This is a genomic window from Shinella pollutisoli (assembly GCF_024609765.1).
In the GTDB taxonomy this organism is placed as follows: Bacteria; Pseudomonadota; Alphaproteobacteria; order Rhizobiales; family Rhizobiaceae; genus Shinella; species Shinella pollutisoli.
Genome location: NZ_JANFDG010000019.1, coordinates 87275 through 105756 on the forward strand (window position 1 = coordinate 87275; position 18482 = coordinate 105756).

Here is an 18482-nt window from a genome sequence, read left to right on the forward strand (position 1 = left end):
GTCCTAGCTCCTGATCCTGATGACGTCGGCGCCCTTCGCCGGCCGGCCGGCGGCGAACCAGCCGAGCCCTTCCTCCGTCGTCGTGCGCGGTTTGTATTCGCAGCCGATCCAGCCGTCGTAGCCGAGCGCGTCGAGCGTGGCGAAGACGAAGGGCCAGGCGATCTCGCCCGTGCCCGGCTCGTGCCGGCCGGGATTGTCGGCGAGCTGGACATGGGCGATCCGGTCGCGGTGCCGCTCGAAGGTGCCGATCAGCTCGCCGCCGGTGCGCTGCTGGTGGTAGAGGTCGTACTGGATGAACAGGTTGTCGTGGCCCACCTCTTTGATGATCGACGCGGCCTTCTCCACCGTGTCGAGGTAGAAGCCAGGGATGTCGAAGCGGTTGATCGGCTCGATCAGGAGGCGGATGCCGTGCCGGCCGAGCGCGTCGGCCGCATGGGCGAGGTTGGAGACGAAGGTGGTGCGCAGCGCCTCCTCCGCCAGGCCCTCCGGTGCGATGCCGGCAAGGCAGTTGACCTGCCGGCAGCCGAGCGAGGTGGCATAGTCGATCGCCTGCCCGACGCCGCGGCGGAACTCGTCGATCCGGTCCGGCAACACGGCGATGCCGCGCTCGCCCGCCGCCCAGTCGCCGGCCGGCAGGTTGTGCAGCACCTGCGCCAGGCCGTTCCCGTCGAGGGCTTCGCGCAGCGCCTCTTTCTCGAAATCGTAGGGGAAGAGATACTCTACCCCCTCGAAGCCGGCCCGGGCGGCGAGCGCGAAACGGTCGAGGAACGGGACCTCGGTGAAGAGCATCGTCAGGTTGGCCGCGAATTTCGGCATGGTCTTCCTCCTCAGTCGATCAGCGCGAGCGTTGCGGTAGGGGCATCCTCGCCGTGCTCGGCGAGGTCCTCGAATTCCACGACCGCGTCGATGTCGGCGCCCATGGCGATGTTGGTGACGCGCTCCAGGATGCATTCGAGGACGACCGGCACCTTATGCTCCGCCATCAGCGCCCCGGCGCGGGCGAAGGCATCCGCGAACTCCTCCGGCCGCCGCACCCGGATCGCCTTGCAGCCGAGGCCTTCCGCGACCGCGACATGATCGACGCCGTAGCTCTTCTCCGCGTCGCCCGAAGCGTTGACGTTGTCGAAGGCAAGGCTCACCTCGAAATCCATGTCGAAGCCGCGCTGCGCCTGGCGGATCAGGCCGAGATAGGAATTGTTCACGACCACGTGCAGGTAGGGCAGCCGGTGCTGCGCGCCGACGGCGAGCTCCTCGATCATGAACTGGAAGTCGTAGTCGCCGGAGAGCGCCACGATCGGCCGGTCCGGATCGGCCGCGCGCACGCCGAGCGCCGCGGGAAGCGTCCAGCCGAGCGGTCCGGCCTGGCCGCAATTGATCCAGTTGCGCGGCCTGTAGACATGCAGGAACTGCGCGGCGGCGATCTGGCTGAGGCCGATGGTCGAGACGTAGCAGGTGTCGCGGCCGAAGGCCTTGTTCATCTCCTCGTAGACGCGCTGCGGCTTCAGCGGCACCTGGTCGTAATGGGTCTTGCGCAGCATGGTGCGCTTGCGGGCGCGGCATTCCTCCGCCCAGCCCGACCAGTCGCGCAGTTTCCCCGCCGTCTTCCACTCCGTCGCGACGTCGAGGAAGAGTTTTAGCGCCGCGCCCGCATCCGAGACGATGCCGAGATCCGGGGCGAAGACGCGGCCGATCTGCGTCGGCTCGATATCGACATGGACGAAGGTCCTGTCCTTCGTATAGGTCGCGACGTTGCCGGTGTGGCGGTTCGCCCAGCGGTTGCCGATGCCGAGCACGACGTCGGCGGCGAGCAGCGTCGCGTTGCCGTAGCGGTGCGAGGTCTGCAGCCCGCACATGCCGGCCATCAGCGGATGGTCGTCGGGGATCGTTCCCCAGCCCATCAGCGTCGGGACGACCGGCACGCCGGTGATCTCGGCGAATTCGACGAGCAGGTCGGAGGCATCCGCATTGACGATGCCGCCGCCGGCGACGATCAGCGGCCGCTCGGCCGCGTTCAGCATGGCGAGCGCCTTCTCCGCCTGCGCACGGGTCGCCTTGGGCTTGTAGGGCTCAAGCGGCGCATAGGTGTCGATGTCGAACTCGATCTCGGCGAGCTGGACGTCGACCGGCAGGTCGACCAGCACCGGGCCGGGCCGGCCGGAGCGCATGGTGTGGAACGCCTTCTGGAAGACGAAGGGCACCAGCGCCGGCTCCATGACGGTGACGGCCCATTTGGTGACGGGGCCGGCGATCGCCGCGATGTCGACGGCCTGGAAGTCCTCCTTGTCGAGCCGGGCGCGGGGCGCCTGGCCGGTGATGCAGAGGATCGGGACCGAATCGGCCGAGGCCGAGTAGAGGCCGGTGATCATGTCGGTGCCGGCCGGGCCGGAGGTGCCGATGCACACCCCGATATTGCCGGCCTTCGCCCGCGTGTAGCCCTCCGCCATGTGGCTCGCGCCCTCGACGTGGCGGGCGAGGATATGGCGGATCGACCCGCGCGCCTTCAGCGCGGAATAGAAGGGATTGATTGCGGCACCCGGGACCCCGAAGGCGCAGTCGACGCCTTCCTTCTCCAGGACCAGCACCGCCGCATCGACAGCACGCATCTTCGCCATTGGCTTTCCTCCGTCGTCGTTCGAATGGAAGGGTAGCGCATCCCGCATCCGAGACAACAGAAAAATGGAAATCAATCCCATCATGTGGAAATAAACATCTTCAACGAAACTGGAACAATCGGCGCGGGACGGTTATGGAATTGAAGGGCTATCGGAAGCCCCCTCGTCCGCCTGCCGGCACCTTCTCCCCGATGGGGAGAAGGGGAAAACGGACCGTTGCGGACAATCTCCTTCTCCCCGGCGGGGAGAAGGTGGCCGAAGGGCCGGATGAGGGGGCCATGTCGCGGGAGAAAAGCATGGTCGTGCACGAGAAGACGAGGGGGCGGCCCGGCCGCAAGGCGGGCGAGAACGCGGCCCCCGCATCGGTGCAGGTGCTCGACCGCAGCCTGAGGCTGCTCGACCTCGTCGCGCAGGCCGACGGGGCGGCGCTCACTTGGCTTGCCGAGGAATCCGGCATGGCGCCGTCGACGGTGCACCGCCTGCTCACCTCGCTCGCCGCCCACGGCATGGTGGCGCACGACGCGGAGACCGGCGCCTGGACCATCGGCGTGAAGGCCTTCGAGATCGGCACGGCCTATCTGCGCTTCCGCAAGCTCGGCGCGGTGAGCCGGCCTTTCCTGAAAAACCTGGTGGAGGGCTGCGGCGAGACGGCCAATATCGCCATCGAGGAGGCGGGCGACGTCGTCTTCCTCGCCCAGGCGGAGAGCCACGCGCCGATGCGCGCCTTCTTCCGCCCCGGCCGGCGCGGGCCGATCCACGCCTCCGGCATCGGCAAGGCGATCCTGTCGACCTGGGACGACGGGCGCATCGCGGCGCTGCTGGCCGATAGGCCGCTGGAGCGCTTCACCGCGTCGACCCGCGACACGCTGCCCGCCCTTCTCGCCGACATCGCGATAATCCGCGCCCGCGGCTGGTCGATCGACGACGAGGAGCACACGCTCGGCATGCGCTGCGTCGCCGTCCCGGTCTTCGACGAGTACGGCGAGGCCATCGCCGGCATTTCCGTGTCCGGCCCGGCGGTGCGCCTGCCGGACGGAAAGATCGCCGCCATCGGCCCGGTCGTGCAGGCGGCGGCGGAGGGGCTGACGAAGGCGATGGGCGGGCGGTGGCCGGGCGGTGCGTAGACGCCAAGGCCTCTTCACCCCCCTCTGCCCTGCCGGGCATCTCCCCCTCAAGGGGGAGATTGGATGGGGTGCCGTCTCGCCCATTGCCAACGTAGCGATTAAAGCGGGAAGCCCACCTCTTGCCGATCTCCCCCCTTGAGGGGGAGATGGCCGGCAGGCCAGAGGGGGGTATGGCGGGGCAATCCCGTCAGGCCGTCTCCGGCACCCGCGCCGGCGTCTTGCCGGGCTTGCCCTTCATCGCCCGGCCGGCGACATAGACCTCGGCCACCGAGCGGTCGTCGCCCATCGTCTGCAGGATGAAGAGCTCCTCCGCCAGCGTCGTCGCCGTCCGCATGCGAAAATCCATCGCCGGCTTCGCCCGCGAATCGAGCACGACGATGTCGGCGTCCGCCCCCGCATGCAGCGAGCCGATGTGCCTCTCCAGCCCGAGCGCACGGGCATTGCCGAGCGTCATGCGGTAGAAGGCGTTGAAGGGCGTCAGCCGCTGGCCCTGCAGGTGCAGCACCTTGTAGGCCTCGTCCATCGTCTCCAGCATGGAGAAGCTGGTGCCCGCGCCGACGTCGGTCGCCACCGACCAGCGCGCGCCCGCCCGCTCGAACCGGTCGCGGTCGAACAGGCCGGAGCCGAGGAAGAGGTTGGAGGTCGGGCAGAAGACGCCGACAGCCCCCGTCTCGGCCAGCACCGAGACCTCGCGGTCGCTCAGATAGATGCAGTGGCCGAGCAGCATCCTGTCCGTCAGCAGGCCGTGGCCGGCATAGATGTCGGTATAGTCCTTCGCCTGCGGATAGAGCGAGGTGGCGAAGGCGATCTCGTCGCGGTTCTCCGAAAGATGCGTCTGCACGTAGCAGTCCGGATGCTCGGCGACGAGCACCCCGGCCATCTCCAGCTGCTCCGGCGTCGAGGTGATGGCGAAGCGCGGGCTGATCGCGTAATGCGCGCGCCCGCGCCCGTGCCATTTTTCGATCAGCCGCTTCGTCTCGTCGTAGCCGCGCTGCGGCGTGTCGGTGAGCGCGTCCGGGGCGTTGCGGTCCATCATCACCTTGCCGCCGACCATGCGCATGCCGCGCGCCTCGGCCGCAGAGAAATAGGCCTCGACGCTCTCCGGATGCACCGAGCAATAGGCGACGGCCGTGGTCGTGCCGTTGGCGATGAGCTCGTCGAGGAAGCGCTCCGCCACGAAATCGGCGTGGGCGCGATTGCGGAACTTCTGCTCCTCGACGAAGACATAGGTGTTCAGCCATTCGAGGAGCTGCGCGCCGTAGGAGGCGATCGCCTGCGTCTGCGGGAAATGCAGATGCGTATCGATGAGGCCGGGCAGGATGAGGTGCGGCCGGTGGTCGGCGACCGGAACGCCGGGGCCGGCGAGCCGGCGGATCGCGGCGTGGTCGCCGCTCTCGACCACCTTGCCGTCGCGCACCAGCACGGCGCCGTCCTCTTCGTAGCGCCAGGCCGCCGTGTCGTCGATGCCCTTCGGCTCGTCGAGGAAGGTGAGCAGGCGGCCGCGGATCAGGCATTCGCTCATCGGATTTCTCCCCTGGTCACGGCGGCCTCGTACCAGGCGACGATGAGGCGGCGTTCCTCGTCGGAAATGGCGGTCACGTTGGCGGGCGGCATGGCGTGGCTGCGCCCCGCCTGGAGGTAGATCTCGCGGGCGTGGGCGGCGATGTCGCGGTCGCTCTCCAGCGTCACGCCCTTGGGCGGCACGACGATGCCCTCCCAGCCGGGCTCCTGCGCGTGGCACATGGAACAGCGCCCGAGCACGGTGTCGCGCACCTGCGGGAAGGCCTCCGCCGTCAGGAACGGCTGCTGCGCCGCGCCGACGTCCGTCTCCCCCGTCAGCGCCTTCGGCACGGTGGAGAGCCACATGATGGCGACGAAGAGGAGCGCGGTGGCAAGCCAGGTCCAGGTCGGGTTGCCGGTGCCGGCATGGCGGGTGTTGAACCAGTGCCGGATGGTGACGCCCATCAGGAAGACCAGCGAGGCGATCACCCAGTTGAACTCCGTCGCGAAGGCCAGCGGATAGTGGTTCGACAGCATCAGGAACAGCACGGGCAGCGTCAGGTAGTTGTTGTGGGTGGAGCGCTGCTTGGCGATGCGGCCGTACCTGGCGTCGGGCGTGCGGCCGGCGATCAGGTCGGCGACGACGATCTTCTGGTTCGGGATGATGATGAAGAAGACGTTGGCCGACATGATCGTCGCCGTGAAGGCGCCGAGGTGCAGCAAGGCGGCCCGCCCGGTGAAGAGCTGCGTGTAGCCCCAGGCGATCACGACGAGGATGAAGTAGAGCGCCACCATCAGCCGCGTGTTGTCGTTGCCGAAGGACGACCTGCAGAGGAGGTCGTAGAGCACCCAGCCGAGCGCGAGCGAGCCGAGCGAGATGGCGATCGCCACCGGCTTCGACACGTCGAGCACGTTCGGGTCGATCAGGTAGAGGTCGGCGCCGGCATAGTAGACGAGACAGAGCATGCCGAAGCCGGAGAGCCACGTGACGTAGCTCTCCCATTTGAACCAGACGAGGTGCTCCGGCATGTTGGCCGGCGCCACCAGGTATTTCTGGATGTGGTAGAAGCCGCCGCCGTGCACCTGCCACTCCTCGCCGTAGGCGCCGGGCGGAAGGCTTGCGTGCTTCTTCAGCCCGAGGTCGAGCGCGACGAAGTAGAAGGACGAGCCGATCCAGGCGATGGCGGTGATGACGTGCAGCCAGCGGACGGCGAATGTCAGCCAGTCCCAGGCGATGGCATATTCGTACATGGAGGCCTCCCATTCCTGCGAGATTACTGCCATCGCGCGATTTTCGCGGAAATCCCGCGATATCCCCAACACTTTCAAAAAAAACTAGAAGATCGCACCCCTCTGTGACCGGCCGCCCGATGTGCTACAAAAAGCCATGTCCTATCTCGATAATGTGCGCGTCTTCGTCCGCGTGGTGGAACTGGGGACCCTGTCGGCGGCCGGCCGCGACCAGCGGGTGACGCCGGCCGTCGCCTCGAACCGCATCAAGGAGCTGGAGCGCCATCTCGGGGTGCGCCTGTTCAACCGCACCACCCGGAAGCTCTCGCCGACCGAGCACGGCCGCGTCTTCTACGAGGGCGCGGTGAAGATCATCGAGGCGGTGAACGAGGCGGAAGGCGCGATCGCCGACCTCTCGCGCAACCCGAAGGGATCGCTCCGGATCACCGCGCCGCTCGGCATCGGCCGCCGGCTGATCGCCTCCGGCGTGCCGGAGTTCCACGACCGCTATCCGGAGATCGAGGTCAGGCTGCGCCTGTCGGACCACAATATCGACATCCTCAGCGAGGGCGTCGACGTCGCCTTCAAGCTCGGCGTGCTGGAGGATTCGAACCTGCGCATGCGCGGCATCCTCAATTGCGAGCGGGTGATCTGCGCCGCCCCCGCCTATCTCGAGCGGCGCGGCGTGCCGGCCACCCCGGATGCGCTGATCGAGGAGAAGCACGACTGCCTGCTGCTGCGCTATCCGGGCTCGAAGGAATATTACTGGACGCTGCAGATGCCGGGCGGCCTGCGCAAGCTCGAGATCGCCGGCCCCTATGACAGCGACGACGGCGACGTGCTGACGGGCTGGGCGCTCGCCGGCCACGGCATCATCAACAAGCCGCTGTTCGAGGTGAAGCAGCATATCGACGGCGGCGCGCTGGTGGCGATCCTTCAGGACACGCCGCCCGCCCCCGTGCAGCTTGCGGCGATCTACCCGCACAAGCGCTTCCAGGACCCGAAGGTGCGGCTCATCATCGACTTCATGGCCGAGCGCTGTCAGCGGCTGATCGGCCGCATCCTCGCCGGCGAGGCGGTCGGCGACTGAGGAACGGTACCGGCGGCAGACACGCGCCTATGGAATGATGAAGGTGCCTCCTGCCCCTTCTCCCCTCGGGGAGAAGGTCGCGGCAGCGGGATGAGGGGGGCGCTGGAAGCGACCTCCCGCACTTTGCCCCCTTCATCCGGCCCTTCGGGCCACCTTCTCCCCGAGGGGAGAAGGGGATTGCGGCACTGGTGTGCCTTCCCAGCTAAGGGCCGCCGTCAGGATTTCCGCCGCGGCAAGGGCCGCGATCACGCTCGGCCGCTTGTCCTTCAGCGCCGTGCCGCCGATCGGGCAGGTGAGGCGCTCGAAGGTCTCCGGCCGGCCGATCTCGCGGGAGAGCCAGTTGCGGAAGGTGGCGCGCTTGGTCTTCGAGCCGATCATGCCGACATAGGCGGCGTCCTGCCGCTTCAGGGCCTCGGCGGCGATCAGGAAGTCGAGCGCGTGGTCGTGGGTGAGGATGACGAAGCTGCTGCCGGCGGGCGCGGCGCGCACCACCGCCTCCGGCATCGCGGTGAGGCAGGTCTCGATGCCCGGCACGGCGGAGGCGACAAGCTCCGCCTCGCGCGTGTCGACCAGCACGACGCGCAGCGGCGAAAGCGACAGCGCCATGGCGAGCGCATCGCCGACATGGCCGGCGCCGAAGACGTAGACATGCGGCCGCTCGGCCATCTCCCGGTCCGCGCGGGCGACGAGCCGCTCGGCAAGCGCCGCATCGACCGCGGCGAAGGAAAGCCCCACCCGGCCGCCGCAGCACTGGCCGATCTCCGGCCCGAGCGGCACGTTCATCGGCCCCGCGGCGCGGCCGGAGCGCAGCGCCCGGCGCGCCTCGTCGATCGCCATGTATTCGAGCTGGCCGCCGCCGATCGTCGAGAAGATCGCGCCCTCCGAGACGAGCATCCAGGCGTCCGTGTCGCGCGGCGTCGAGCCCGCCGCCCCCGTCACCTCGACGAGGACCGACGCCTTCTCCCGGCGCAGGAAATCGCGGATGTCCTCGCGCGCCGGCATGGCCTATCTCCTCGCGGCCTTCAGCCGCTCGATCGCCATCAGCACGCGCTCGGGCGTCGCCGGCGCGTCGAGGCGCGGCGGAATCCTGTAGTCCGCGACGCTCGCCGCCGCCATGGAGATCGCCTCCAGCACGGAGATCGCCAGCATGAAGGGCGGCTCGCCCACCGCCTTGGAGCGGCGGATCGTCTCCTCGCGGTTGATGGACCATTCGGCGAGCCTGACGTTGAAGACGCGCGGCCGGTCGGAGGCGAGCGGGATCTTGTAGGTGGAGGGCGCGTGGGTCCTGAGCCGCCCTTTCGCATCCCACCACAGTTCCTCGGTCGTCAGCCAGCCCATGCCCTGCACGAAGGCGCCCTCCACCTGGCCGAGGTCGATGGCCGGGTTCAGCGAGCGGCCGACGTCGTGCAGGATATCGGCGCGGTCGACCTGGTATTCGCCCGTCAGCGTGTCGACGGAGACCTCCGAGCAGGAGGCGCCGTAGGCATAGTAGAAGAACGGCCGGCCGCGCCCGGCGGCCCGGTCCCAGTGGATCTTCGGCGTCTTGTAGAAGCCCGCCGCCGAGAGCTGGACGCGCGCCGCATAAGCCGCGGCGATGAAGTCGGAGAAGGCGATCCGCTCCGCGCCGATCCGCACCGTGTTCGGCTCGAATACGACCTCGCTCTCCGGCACGCCATGGCGCTCCGCGGCAAACGCGACAAGCCGCGCCTTGATCTGCCGGCAGGCATCGGCCGCGGCCATGCCGTTGAGGTCGGAGCCGGAGGAGGCGGCGGTCGCGGACGTGTTCGGCACCTTGCCCGTCGTGGTCGCCGTCACGCGGATGCGCGAGAGGTCGACCTGGAACTCGTCCGCCACCACCTGCGCCACCTTGGTGTAGAGCCCCTGCCCCATCTCCGTGCCGCCGTGGTTGAGCTGGATCGAACCGTCGGCATAGACGAGCACCAGCGCGCCCGCCTGGTTGAACTCGGTCTTGGTGAAGGAGATGCCGAACTTCACCGGGGTGAGCGCGATCCCCTTGCGGATGACGCGGCTTTTCTCGTTGATGGCGAGGATCGCGCTCCGACGCGCCTGGTAGTCGGCCGAGGCCTCCAGCTCGTCGACGATGCGGCCGATGATGTTGTCCTCGACGGTCTGGTGATAGGGCGTGAGGTTGCGCCCCTCGCCGCCGTAGAAATTCAGCCGGCGGATCTCCAGCGGGTCCTTGCCGAGCGCATAGGCGACCTCCTCGATCATCCGCTCGCCGCCGACCATGCCCTGCGGCCCGCCGAAGCCGCGGAAGGCGGTGTTGGAGACGGTGTTGGTCTTCTGCGGCGCCGAGCGCAGCCTGACGTCGGGATAGAAGTAGCAGTTGTCGGCATGGAACAGCGCGCGGTCGGTGACGGGGCCGGAGAGGTCGGCGGAGAAGCCGCAGCGCGCCGCATAGGTCGCGTCCACCGCCTCGATCCGCCCGTCGCCGTCGAAGCCGATCCTGTAGGTGACCCGGAAATCGTGGCGCTTGCCGGTCGCCGTCATGTCGTCGTCGCGGTCGGGCCGGATTTTTATCGCCCTGCCGAATTTCTTCGCCGCGACCGCCGCGACGGCGGCGAACAGGTTCGCCTGCGTCTCCTTGCCGCCGAAGCCGCCGCCCATGCGCCGCACGTTGACCGTGACGGCGTGCGAGGCGACGCCGAGCACCTGGCCGACCATGTGCTGCGTCTCGCTCGGATGCTGCGTCGAGCACCAGAGCGCCACCTCGTCGTCCTCGCCGGGCACGGCAAGCGAGATCTGCCCCTCGAGATAGAAATGGTCCTGCCCGCCGATCCGCATCTCGCCCTCGACGACATGCCGCGCCCGCGAAAAGCCGGCCTCGATGTCGCCGCGCTCGAGCGTCATCGGCGTGACGACGAGCGGATAGCCGGCGTCCGCCGCCTCGGCGACGTCGACGACATGCGGCAGGTCCTCGTAGTCGACCCTGACCTTCGCCGCCGCCCGCCGTGCGGCCTCGCGCGTCTCGGCGATGACGGCGAAGACCGGCTGGCCGTGGAATTCGACGCGGTCGGTCGCGAAGACCGGGTCGTCATGCAGGTGGGCGGGGCTGACGTCGTTCTCGCCGGGGATGTCCTTCGCCGTCAGGATGCCGACGACGCCGGGGCTCGCTTCCACGGCGGAGAAGTCGATGCCGAGGATTTTGGCGTGCGCGCGCTGGGAGAGGCCGAGATAGGCGTGCAGGAGGCCGGCGGGCTCCGGCATGTCGTCGATATATTCGGCGGTGCCGGTGACGTGCTTGTGGCCGGATTCGTGGCGCTCCTTCTCGTGCACGCCGCCCTTTATGCGCTCGATGGGTTGCATGACGTTCATCGTCTTCTCCTCTCAGACCGCCGCCGGGATCGTCCGGTCGAGCCGCACCGGCTCGGCCCCGTCCTGCTCCAGATGGAAGCGGCGGACGAGGTTCTGCGCCACCATGAGCCGGTACTGCGCCGAGGCACGCCAGTCGGTGAGCGGCGTGTAGTCCTCGGCCAGCGCCTGCGCCGCCGCCTCGAAACTCTGCGCCTCGAAGCGCTTGCCGACAAGGGCGTCCTCGGCATGGCTCGCCCGCTTCGGCGTGCCCGCCATGCCGCCGAAGGCGATCACGGCCTCCTCGATGACGCCCGCGCTATCGACACGGACGCGCAACGCGCCGCAGACGGCGGAGATGTCCTCCTCCAGCCGCTTGGAGATCTTGTAGACGGCGATCCGGTCGGCCGGATGGCGCGGCGGGATGGTCACGGCCTCGACGAACTCGCCCGGCCTGCGATCCTGCCTGCCGTATTCGATGAAGAAGGATTCCAGCGGCAGCGTGCGGCGCTCGTCGCCCCGGCGCAGCGTCAGCGTGGCGGAAAGCGCGATCAGCGCCGGCGGCGTGTCGCCGATCGGCGAGCCGTTGGCGATGTTGCCGCCGACGGTGCCCATGTTGCGCACCTGCTCGCCGCCGATGCGGTTCCAGAGCTCGGTGAGCTCGGGGAAATGCCGGGTGACGGCCGGCAGCGCCTCGGTATAGCTGACGCCGGCGCCGAGCGTGACGCCGCGCTCGTCGACGGTGATGCGCCGCAATTCGTCGAGATGGCCGATATGGACGACCGGCGAGATGTCGCGCATGAACTTCGTCACCCAGAGCCCGACGTCGGTCGAGCCGGCGACGATGGTCGCCTTCGGCTCGGCGGCGTAGAGCGCGGCGAAATCATCGAGCGAACCCGGCAACACCACGCGCCCGCCGTCGCCTTCCACCACGACGCGGCAGCCGTCCTTCAGCGCCGAAAGCTTTTCCGTGATCGCCGCGCGCTCGGCCACCAGCGGGTCGCGGTCGCGCTCGCCGATCGAGGAGATCGCCTCGGCGGCGCGGATGATCGCGGCATAGCCCGTGCATCGACAGAGATTGCCCTGCAGCGCCTTCTCGATCTCGGCGACGCTCGGCTTCGGCTTCTCCATCCACAGGCCGTAGAGTGACATGACGAAGCCCGGCGTGCAGAAGCCGCATTGCGAGCCGTGATGGTCGACCATCGCCTGCTGCACCGGATGCAGCGGCCCGCCGGGGGCGGAGAGCGCCTCTACCGTCACCACGTGACAGCCGTCGAGCGAGGCGACGAAGCGAATGCAGGCATTGACCGATTCGTATTTCAGCCGCCCGTCGAGGAGCCGGCCGACGAGCACCGTGCAGGCGCCGCAGTCGCCCTCCGCGCAGCCCTCCTTGGTGCCGGTGAGCCGGCGGGAGAGGCGCAGGAAATCGAGGAGCGTGTCGGCCGGCCTGACATCGGCAAGCGTCACCGGCGCGTGGTTCAGCAGGAAACGGACGGAATTGCGGATCGCGGCGGCCATGGCTCAGCTCCCCCGGTAGGTCGAATAGCTGTAGGGCGACAGGAGCAGCGGCACGTGATAGTGCGCGCGCGGATCGGCGATGCCGAAGCGCAGCGGGATCACGTCGAGGAAGAGCGGCCCGTCGCCTTCGCCGCGGCCGAGATAGTCGCCTGCATGGAAACGCAGCTCGTAGACGCCGCGTTCCATCTCGGCCCCCGAAAGCAGCGGCGCGTCGCAGCGCCCGTCGTCGTTGGTCGTGACGGTCGTGATCGGCCGGGCCGCCTCGCCCTCGATACGGAAGAGCTCGATGCGCAGGCCCCGCGCCGGCCGGCCGCGCGCCGTGTCCAGCACGTGGGTCGTCAGCCGTCCGCCCGATTGCGTGTGAGCCTGCATGGTCTCTCCTCCAGAACGCAGCATACCTCCCTCCACTATCCGCCAAGCCATTGCTTCGGGAAAGCGGGATGATCCTTCGAGACTTTCAAAATTTTCGCGGGGAATGACGCGCGCGATTCGTGGCTAGAAATTTCGCCGTCATCAAGATGGGAGGATGAAACCATGCGCTATCCGCGCGATCTCCACGGATACGGCCCCACGCCGCCCGACGCCGTCTGGCCGGGCGGCGCGCGGATCGCCGTGCAATTCGTCGTCAATTACGAGGAGGGCGGCGAGAACTGCGTGCTGCACGGCGACAAGGCCTCCGAGGCCTTCCTGTCCGAGATCGTCGGCGCCGCGGCCTGGCCCGGCCAGCGCCACTGGAACATGGAATCGATCTACGACTACGGCGCCCGCGCCGGCTTCTGGCGGCTCCACCGCCTCTTCACCGAGCGCGACGTGCCGGTGACGGTCTACGGCGTCGCGACGGCGCTCCAGCGCTCCCCGGCGCAGGTGGCGGCCATGCGCGAGGCGGGCTGGGAGATCGCCTCGCACGGGCTGAAATGGGTCGAGCACAAGGACATGGAACGCGAGGAGGAGGCGGCCGCCATCGCCGAGGCGATCCGCCTGCATGCGCTCGTCACCGGCGAGCGGCCGCGCGGCTGGTACACCGGCCGCTGCTCCGTCAACACCGTCGACCTCGTCACCGAGGCGGGCGGCTTCGCCTATGTCTCCGACAGCTATGCCGACGACCTGCCCTACTGGCACGAGCATGCCGGCCGCCGGCAGCTCGTCATCCCCTACACGCTCGACGCCAACGACATGCGGTTTGCCACCGCGCAAGGCTTCAATTCCGGCGACCAGTTCTTCGCCTATCTCAAGGACACGTTCGACGTGCTCTATGCGGAGGGTGCCGCCGGCAGCCCGAAGATGATGAGCGTCGGCCTGCATTGCCGCCTCGTCGGCCGGCCCGGCCGGGCGGCCGCACTCGCCCGCTTCGTCGACTACGTCAAGAGCCACGAGAAGGTCTGGCTCGCCCGGCGCATCGACATCGCCGCCCACTGGGCGAAGGCCCATCCGCCGGCGGCGGACGCGCAGCGCCCCTCGCGGCTGCCGGAGGAGGATTTCGTCGCCCGCTTCGGCGGCATCTTCGAGCATTCCGACTGGATCGCCCGCCGCGCCTTCGAGGCGGAACTTTCGCCGGCGAACGACACGGCGGTGGGCCTCCACGCCGCCCTCGCCTTCCAGTTCCGCGCAGCGAGCGAGGATGAGCGGCTCGGCGTGCTGAAGGCCCATCCCGATCTCGCCGGCAAGCTCGCCATGGCGAAGCGCCTCACCGAGAACTCGACCGCCGAGCAGGCCGGCGCCGGCCTCGACGCGCTGACCGACGCCGAGCGCGAGCGCTTCACCGCTCTCAACGACCGCTATGTCGAGACCTTCGGCTTCCCCTTCATCATGGCCGTCAGGGGCCACGGCAAGGCCGACATCCTCGCCGCCTTCGAGGCGCGCATCGAAAACGACCGCAACACCGAGTTCGAGACCGCCTGCCGCCAGGTGGAGCGGATCGCGCTCCTGCGGCTCGCCGCCCTGCTGCCGGCGTGAGGAGGGACGGATGAGGACGGTCGATATCCGCCCGCTGACGCGGGACGCCTTCGCGCCCTTCGGCGACGTCATCGAGCGGGAGGGGGCGGCCTCTTTCCCGATCAACGCGGGAAGATGCATCCGCTACCACGATCTCGCGAGGATCGAGACGGCGGGCGAGAAGGCCCGGCCGATGATCAGCCTCCTCCGCGGCGAGCCCTACGCCCTGCCGCTGACCCTGACGATGGTCGAGCGCCACCCGCTCGGCAGCCAGGCCTTTATCCCGCTTTCCCCCAACCCCTTCCTCGTCGTGGTGGCGGAGGAGACGGCGGCGGGCCCCGGCCTGCCCATCGCCTTCCGCACCGCGCCGGGCCAGGGCGTCAACATCGCCCGCAACGTCTGGCACGGCATCCTGACGCCGCTCGACGCCGTCTCCGACTTCGTCGTCGTCGATCGCGGGGGCGAGGGCGTCAACCTGGAGGAATATTTCTACGACGAGCCCTTCCTCGTCGGCTAAGGGCTTTGCCCCCTCGGCGGGAAGGGTCGGACCGGAAGCCGGGTGGGATGATGCCGCATGGCGCAGCGCCGGCGGATCATCCGCACCCGCCACCGAAGGGACAAGCATCCGCGATGGTCGCGGGGAAAAAAACAGGAAGGGCCGCGCTCCCCACGCGGCCCTTCTCCTTTCGTCGCAGTGCTTCCGCCTACTCCGCGAAGAAGGCGAAGCGGACGACGAAGAGGATCGCCACCAGCAGCGTCGCCGGGTGGATGTCGCGCCAGCGGCCGGTCGCCGCCTTCAAGACGACGTAGCTGACGAAGCCGAAGGCGAGGCCGTTGGCGATCGAGTAGGTGAAGGGCATGGCGAGCGCGGTGAGCGCGGCGGGTGCTGCATCCGTCAGGTCCTCCCATTCGACGTCGATCAGCTCGCGGATCATCAGGCAGGCGACGTAGAGCAGCGCCGGCGCGGTCGCATAGCTCGGCACCGAGCCGGCGAGCGGCGCGATGAACAGCGCGGCAAGGAACAGGACGGCGACGACGAGCGCCGTCAGCCCCGTGCGCCCGCCCGCCTGCACGCCCGAGGCGCTCTCGACATAGGCGGTGGTGCTGCTCGTGCCGAGCATGGAGCCGGCGACGATGGCGGTGCTGTCGGCGAGCAGCGCCCGGCCGAGCCGGCTCGGCTTGCCCTCCTCGATGAGCTTCGCCCGCTTGGCGACGCCGATCAGCGTGCCGGTCGCGTCGAAGACCTCGACCAGCACGAAGACGAGGATGACGTGCAGCAGGCCGCCGTGCAGCGCGCCGACGATGTCGAGCTGCAGGAAGGTCGGCAGGATCGACGGCGGCGCCGAGACGAGGCCCTGGAACTGGCTGACGCCGAGGATCCAGGAGAGCACGGTGACGGCGAGGATGCCGATCAGGATCGCGCCCTTGACGCGCAGCGCGTCGAGCACGGCGATGACGAAGAAGCCGAGGATGGCGAGCAGCGGCCCGGTCTGCTTGAGGTCGCCGAGGCCGACCAGGGTGGCCGGATTGTCGACGACGATGCCGGCGCTCTTCAGCGCGATGATGCCGAGGAAGAGGCCGATACCGGCGGCGATGGCGCTCCGGAGCGAATGCGGGATGCCGGCGATCAGCCAGCTGCGGACACCCGTCACGGTCAGCAAGACGAAGATGACGCCCGAGATGAACACCGCGCCGAGCGCCTGCTGCCAGGTGAAGCCGAGGGCCGCGACCACCGTGAAGGCGAAGAAGGCGTTGAGCCCCATGCCCGGCGCCATGCCGATCGGCCAGTTGGCGACGAGCGCCATCACCGCCGAGCCGAGGGCGGCGGCAAGACAGGTCGCCACGAAGACCGCGTCGCGGTCCATGCCGGTGGTCGACAGGATGTCCGGGTTGACGAAGATGATGTAGGACATCGTGAGAAACGTCGTCAGGCCCGCGACCAGCTCGGTGCGGACGGACGTGTTGTGCTCATTCAGCCTGAAAAGCCGTTCAAACATGTTTCCTCCCCATGGCGCGCGCCGTCCGGCGCCGCCTTGCGACAATCGGCCGGGCGGACACGCTCCCCCGCCGCCCGGCCTTTGACGGGACCGGCTTTGGCCGGGTGCCCGTCCGCGGATCGTTCCGCGTCCGCCCGCGCCGGCTCTTCCGCTGGAAGGCCGCCGCGATCACGGTCCGGGCATAGTGCTTGCTGCGCCGCGCTTGCGCCAGCGGGGAATTTCCCTGCTTTTCCGCGAAACTCTTTCAATAAATGCCCGCGGCGGCCGGGCGTTCATTCGCAGACGTCGACCCATTCGGCGGCGGTCAGCCCGGCCATGCGCCGGGGCGCGATGCGCACGGCGGCGTTCGTCGCGCCGGCCGCCGGCACCACCTCCTCGAAGGCCTTCAGCGACACGTCGCAATAGACCGGAAGCGGCGCGGGCAGGCCGAAGGGGCACACGCCGCCCGGCGGATGACTGGTCGCGGCAAGCACCAGCCCGGCATCCGCCATGCGCGGCTTGCCGCCGAAGCGGTCCTTGAACTTGCGGTTGCTGAGCCGCGCCGTGCCGCTGGCGACGAGCAGCATCGTCTCCTCGCCGACGCGCAGGCAGATCGTCTTGGCGATCTGCGCGGGCTCGACGCCGTGGGCGGCGGCCGCGAGCGCGACGGTGGCGGAGCTTTCGTCCGTGACGATGACGTCGATGTCGGGAGCGTGTTCCTGGAAATAGGTGCGGACGGATTCGAGCGACATGGATGTGTTCAACCAGCTATCATGCGCCGGACCGGCCGGCCCGACTCACCAACGGGCGTCAGGCAACAGCAAAAGGCACGCCACATCAAGGCCCTGCCTCCGGGCGCCGGCTTTCTGCATGTGGGAAAACCGAACGGTCTCGATCCGTTCGAAGGGAAATGGTGCCAGAAGAGGCAAATAACAATATTTGTAAATAATTGTTAATATTATATTTATAGTGATACTGATATATTCAGTACCAACAATTATGCCAACATTCAATTCTGAGCTGCTCCAATTCTTATTTATTTCAATCAATTCTGCATGCTCAACTACAATGTTGATGGAAAAATAGTTGTCGCCGAATGACTGCAATGCGCCCGATAGTCGACGCTCAGGGTAGGTAGAGTTGCTCCCAAAAGCGGCTATTCAGATTGCCGCCTGAAAGTCACTGCTGCCTCCGCCTGATAAAGCCCGGCCCGGAGTAACTATCAACGGGGTTCGCCGATATAAAAGTGATGCGCCAGCGGCGTAGCCCCGGCTGTGACCGGGCACGCGCCTGCGCCCGCTCGATCGCGGCACTCACATCGTCCGGTATCCGTTCCGCGATGGCAGGCACGCCCGGTGCCGCAGCCGTTTCCTTTATGCCGGTTTTCGTCAACGCCTCGCGCGCGGCGATGATGCGCTGGCGGATCGCCGCCGGCGTCGGCGGGACGGGCACGCCCAAAACGGGCCGCCCGCCCGCTATGCCCACGGCGAGCGGAAACGCCGGAGCGCCTGGCGCAAAGGCCTGTGGCCCCGTCGCCAAGACCACCTGCGGGCAGAACAGGTCCGTCAGCGGAAACAGCAACGGCGCAATCGCCTTAAGGCTCCTGTTGCAGGTCCGCAGCGCCCGGGTGGTTGCATCTACGACCAGGCCTTCGATCAGGTAACCGTCGGCAAGGCTGGCGCCGGTGACGGCGGTGAAGCCGGCCCCGCGCGCCGCCTCGCAGGTGCTGGCGGGGTTGTAGAAGATGTATAGTGGATAGGTCGCCGTTGCCGCGCGCGCCGTATCGCACAGGACTGAGGCCTGAAGCTTCCGGCCGCTACCGGACTGGTGCAGCAACTCCTTGTAGCCGTGGCGCGTCCATATGCTGCCCCCGCCGTAGCATTGCTTGGCTTGGAGCAGAATGCGGAAGAACGTGCCGTCGTCGGGGTTGACGAAGTTCCACTCCATGTCCGCGCCGGTGACGGGCTCATCGGGAAACTCGACGATGATCCGCCGTCCGCCCGCAGTGATGAGGCTGCCCATCAGCAGGTCGGTAACGCTCTCTTCGCGAAACCGCCGCCGCAGCGGCCGGGAGCGCTCCAGGAAGCTTTCGACGAAGGGCGGAAAATGATGTGCGAGCTGGCAGAGCATCCGTATCAGCCTTCCCGCGGCGTGGCGCCGCCAGTTGAGCGGCAGGGCGAGCGCGATA

At 68.3% G+C, this 18482-nt stretch carries 15 protein-coding genes; 4 read left to right on the plus strand and 11 right to left on the minus strand.

Translation table 11 applies throughout. The features are described from left to right. Positions 1-3: 3 nt before the first annotated feature. Entirely contained in the window at positions 4-816 is an 813-nt protein-coding gene (gene hyi, locus NNZ72_RS16280; protein WP_257316442.1) for a hydroxypyruvate isomerase, read from the minus strand. A gap of 11 nt (positions 817-827) precedes the next feature. Next, on the minus strand, positions 828-2612 hold the full coding sequence (gene gcl, locus NNZ72_RS16285; RefSeq protein ID WP_257316443.1) for a glyoxylate carboligase: 1785 nt from the start codon (positions 2610-2612) through the stop codon (positions 828-830). A gap of 278 nt (positions 2613-2890) precedes the next feature. On the opposite strand from gcl, the gene NNZ72_RS16290 reads away from it, so the two are divergent. Next, a complete protein-coding gene (locus NNZ72_RS16290) occupies positions 2891-3736 on the plus strand; it encodes an IclR family transcriptional regulator (RefSeq protein ID WP_257316444.1) in 846 nt (281 codons plus the stop codon). A gap of 187 nt (positions 3737-3923) precedes the next feature. Here the strand turns inward: NNZ72_RS16290 and guaD are convergent, their stop codons facing one another. After that, a complete protein-coding gene (guaD, locus tag NNZ72_RS16295; protein ID WP_257316446.1) occupies positions 3924-5258 on the minus strand; it encodes a guanine deaminase in 1335 nt (444 codons plus the stop codon). Next, positions 5255-6487 (minus strand): urate hydroxylase PuuD, encoded by a 1233-nt coding sequence (locus NNZ72_RS16300; RefSeq protein ID WP_257316465.1) that lies wholly within the window; start codon positions 6485-6487, stop codon positions 5255-5257. Before NNZ72_RS16300 ends, guaD begins: the two co-directional genes overlap by 4 nt. 136 nt (positions 6488-6623) lie before the next feature. Here NNZ72_RS16300 and NNZ72_RS16305 point away from each other — a divergent pair, with 136 nt between their 5' ends. Next, complete coding sequence (locus NNZ72_RS16305) at positions 6624-7556, plus strand: LysR family transcriptional regulator (protein WP_257316447.1); 933 nt, start codon at positions 6624-6626, stop codon at positions 7554-7556. 132 nt (positions 7557-7688) lie between these two features. On the opposite strand, the gene xdhC is transcribed toward NNZ72_RS16305, so the two are convergent. From xdhC to uraH, 4 genes are read right to left on the minus strand one after another with little or no spacing between them, the layout of a single operon-like run. Beyond that, a complete protein-coding gene (gene xdhC, locus NNZ72_RS16310; RefSeq protein WP_257316448.1) occupies positions 7689-8558 on the minus strand; it encodes a xanthine dehydrogenase accessory protein XdhC in 870 nt (289 codons plus the stop codon). 3 nt (positions 8559-8561) lie between these two features. Next, complete coding sequence (xdhB, locus tag NNZ72_RS16315) at positions 8562-10892, minus strand: xanthine dehydrogenase molybdopterin binding subunit (RefSeq protein WP_257316449.1); 2331 nt, start codon at positions 10890-10892, stop codon at positions 8562-8564. Positions 10893-10904: 12 nt separating this feature from the next. Further along, positions 10905-12386, minus strand: a complete 1482-nt coding sequence (gene xdhA, locus NNZ72_RS16320; protein WP_257316450.1) for a xanthine dehydrogenase small subunit — start codon at positions 12384-12386, stop codon at positions 10905-10907. A gap of 3 nt (positions 12387-12389) precedes the next feature. Beyond that, on the minus strand, positions 12390-12758 hold the full coding sequence (gene uraH / locus NNZ72_RS16325; protein ID WP_257316451.1) for a hydroxyisourate hydrolase: 369 nt from the start codon (positions 12756-12758) through the stop codon (positions 12390-12392). A gap of 162 nt (positions 12759-12920) precedes the next feature. Between uraH and puuE the strand changes: the two genes are divergently transcribed. Together puuE and NNZ72_RS16335 are read left to right on the plus strand one after the other, a co-directional pair. Then, complete coding sequence (puuE, locus tag NNZ72_RS16330) at positions 12921-14339, plus strand: allantoinase PuuE (protein WP_257316453.1); 1419 nt, start codon at positions 12921-12923, stop codon at positions 14337-14339. 10 nt (positions 14340-14349) lie between these two features. After that, positions 14350-14835, plus strand: coding sequence for an ureidoglycolate lyase (locus NNZ72_RS16335; protein WP_257316454.1), 486 nt, complete (start codon positions 14350-14352; stop codon positions 14833-14835). A 187-nt stretch (positions 14836-15022) separates the two neighbouring features. On the opposite strand, the gene NNZ72_RS16340 is transcribed toward NNZ72_RS16335, so the two are convergent. From NNZ72_RS16340 to NNZ72_RS16350, 3 genes are all read right to left on the minus strand, one after another. Then, the gene (locus NNZ72_RS16340) at positions 15023-16315 is read right to left on the minus strand and encodes an NCS2 family permease (RefSeq protein ID WP_257316455.1); all 1293 of its coding nucleotides are present in this window, start codon (positions 16313-16315) and stop codon (positions 15023-15025) included. A gap of 272 nt (positions 16316-16587) precedes the next feature. After that, a complete protein-coding gene (locus NNZ72_RS16345) occupies positions 16588-17046 on the minus strand; it encodes a YbaK/EbsC family protein (RefSeq protein WP_257316456.1) in 459 nt (152 codons plus the stop codon). A 427-nt stretch (positions 17047-17473) separates the two neighbouring features. Then, positions 17474-18424: a DUF6615 family protein gene (locus NNZ72_RS16350; protein ID WP_257316457.1), complete on the minus strand. Its 951-nt coding sequence runs from the start codon at positions 18422-18424 to the stop codon at positions 17474-17476. Positions 18425-18482 lie beyond the last annotated feature (58 nt).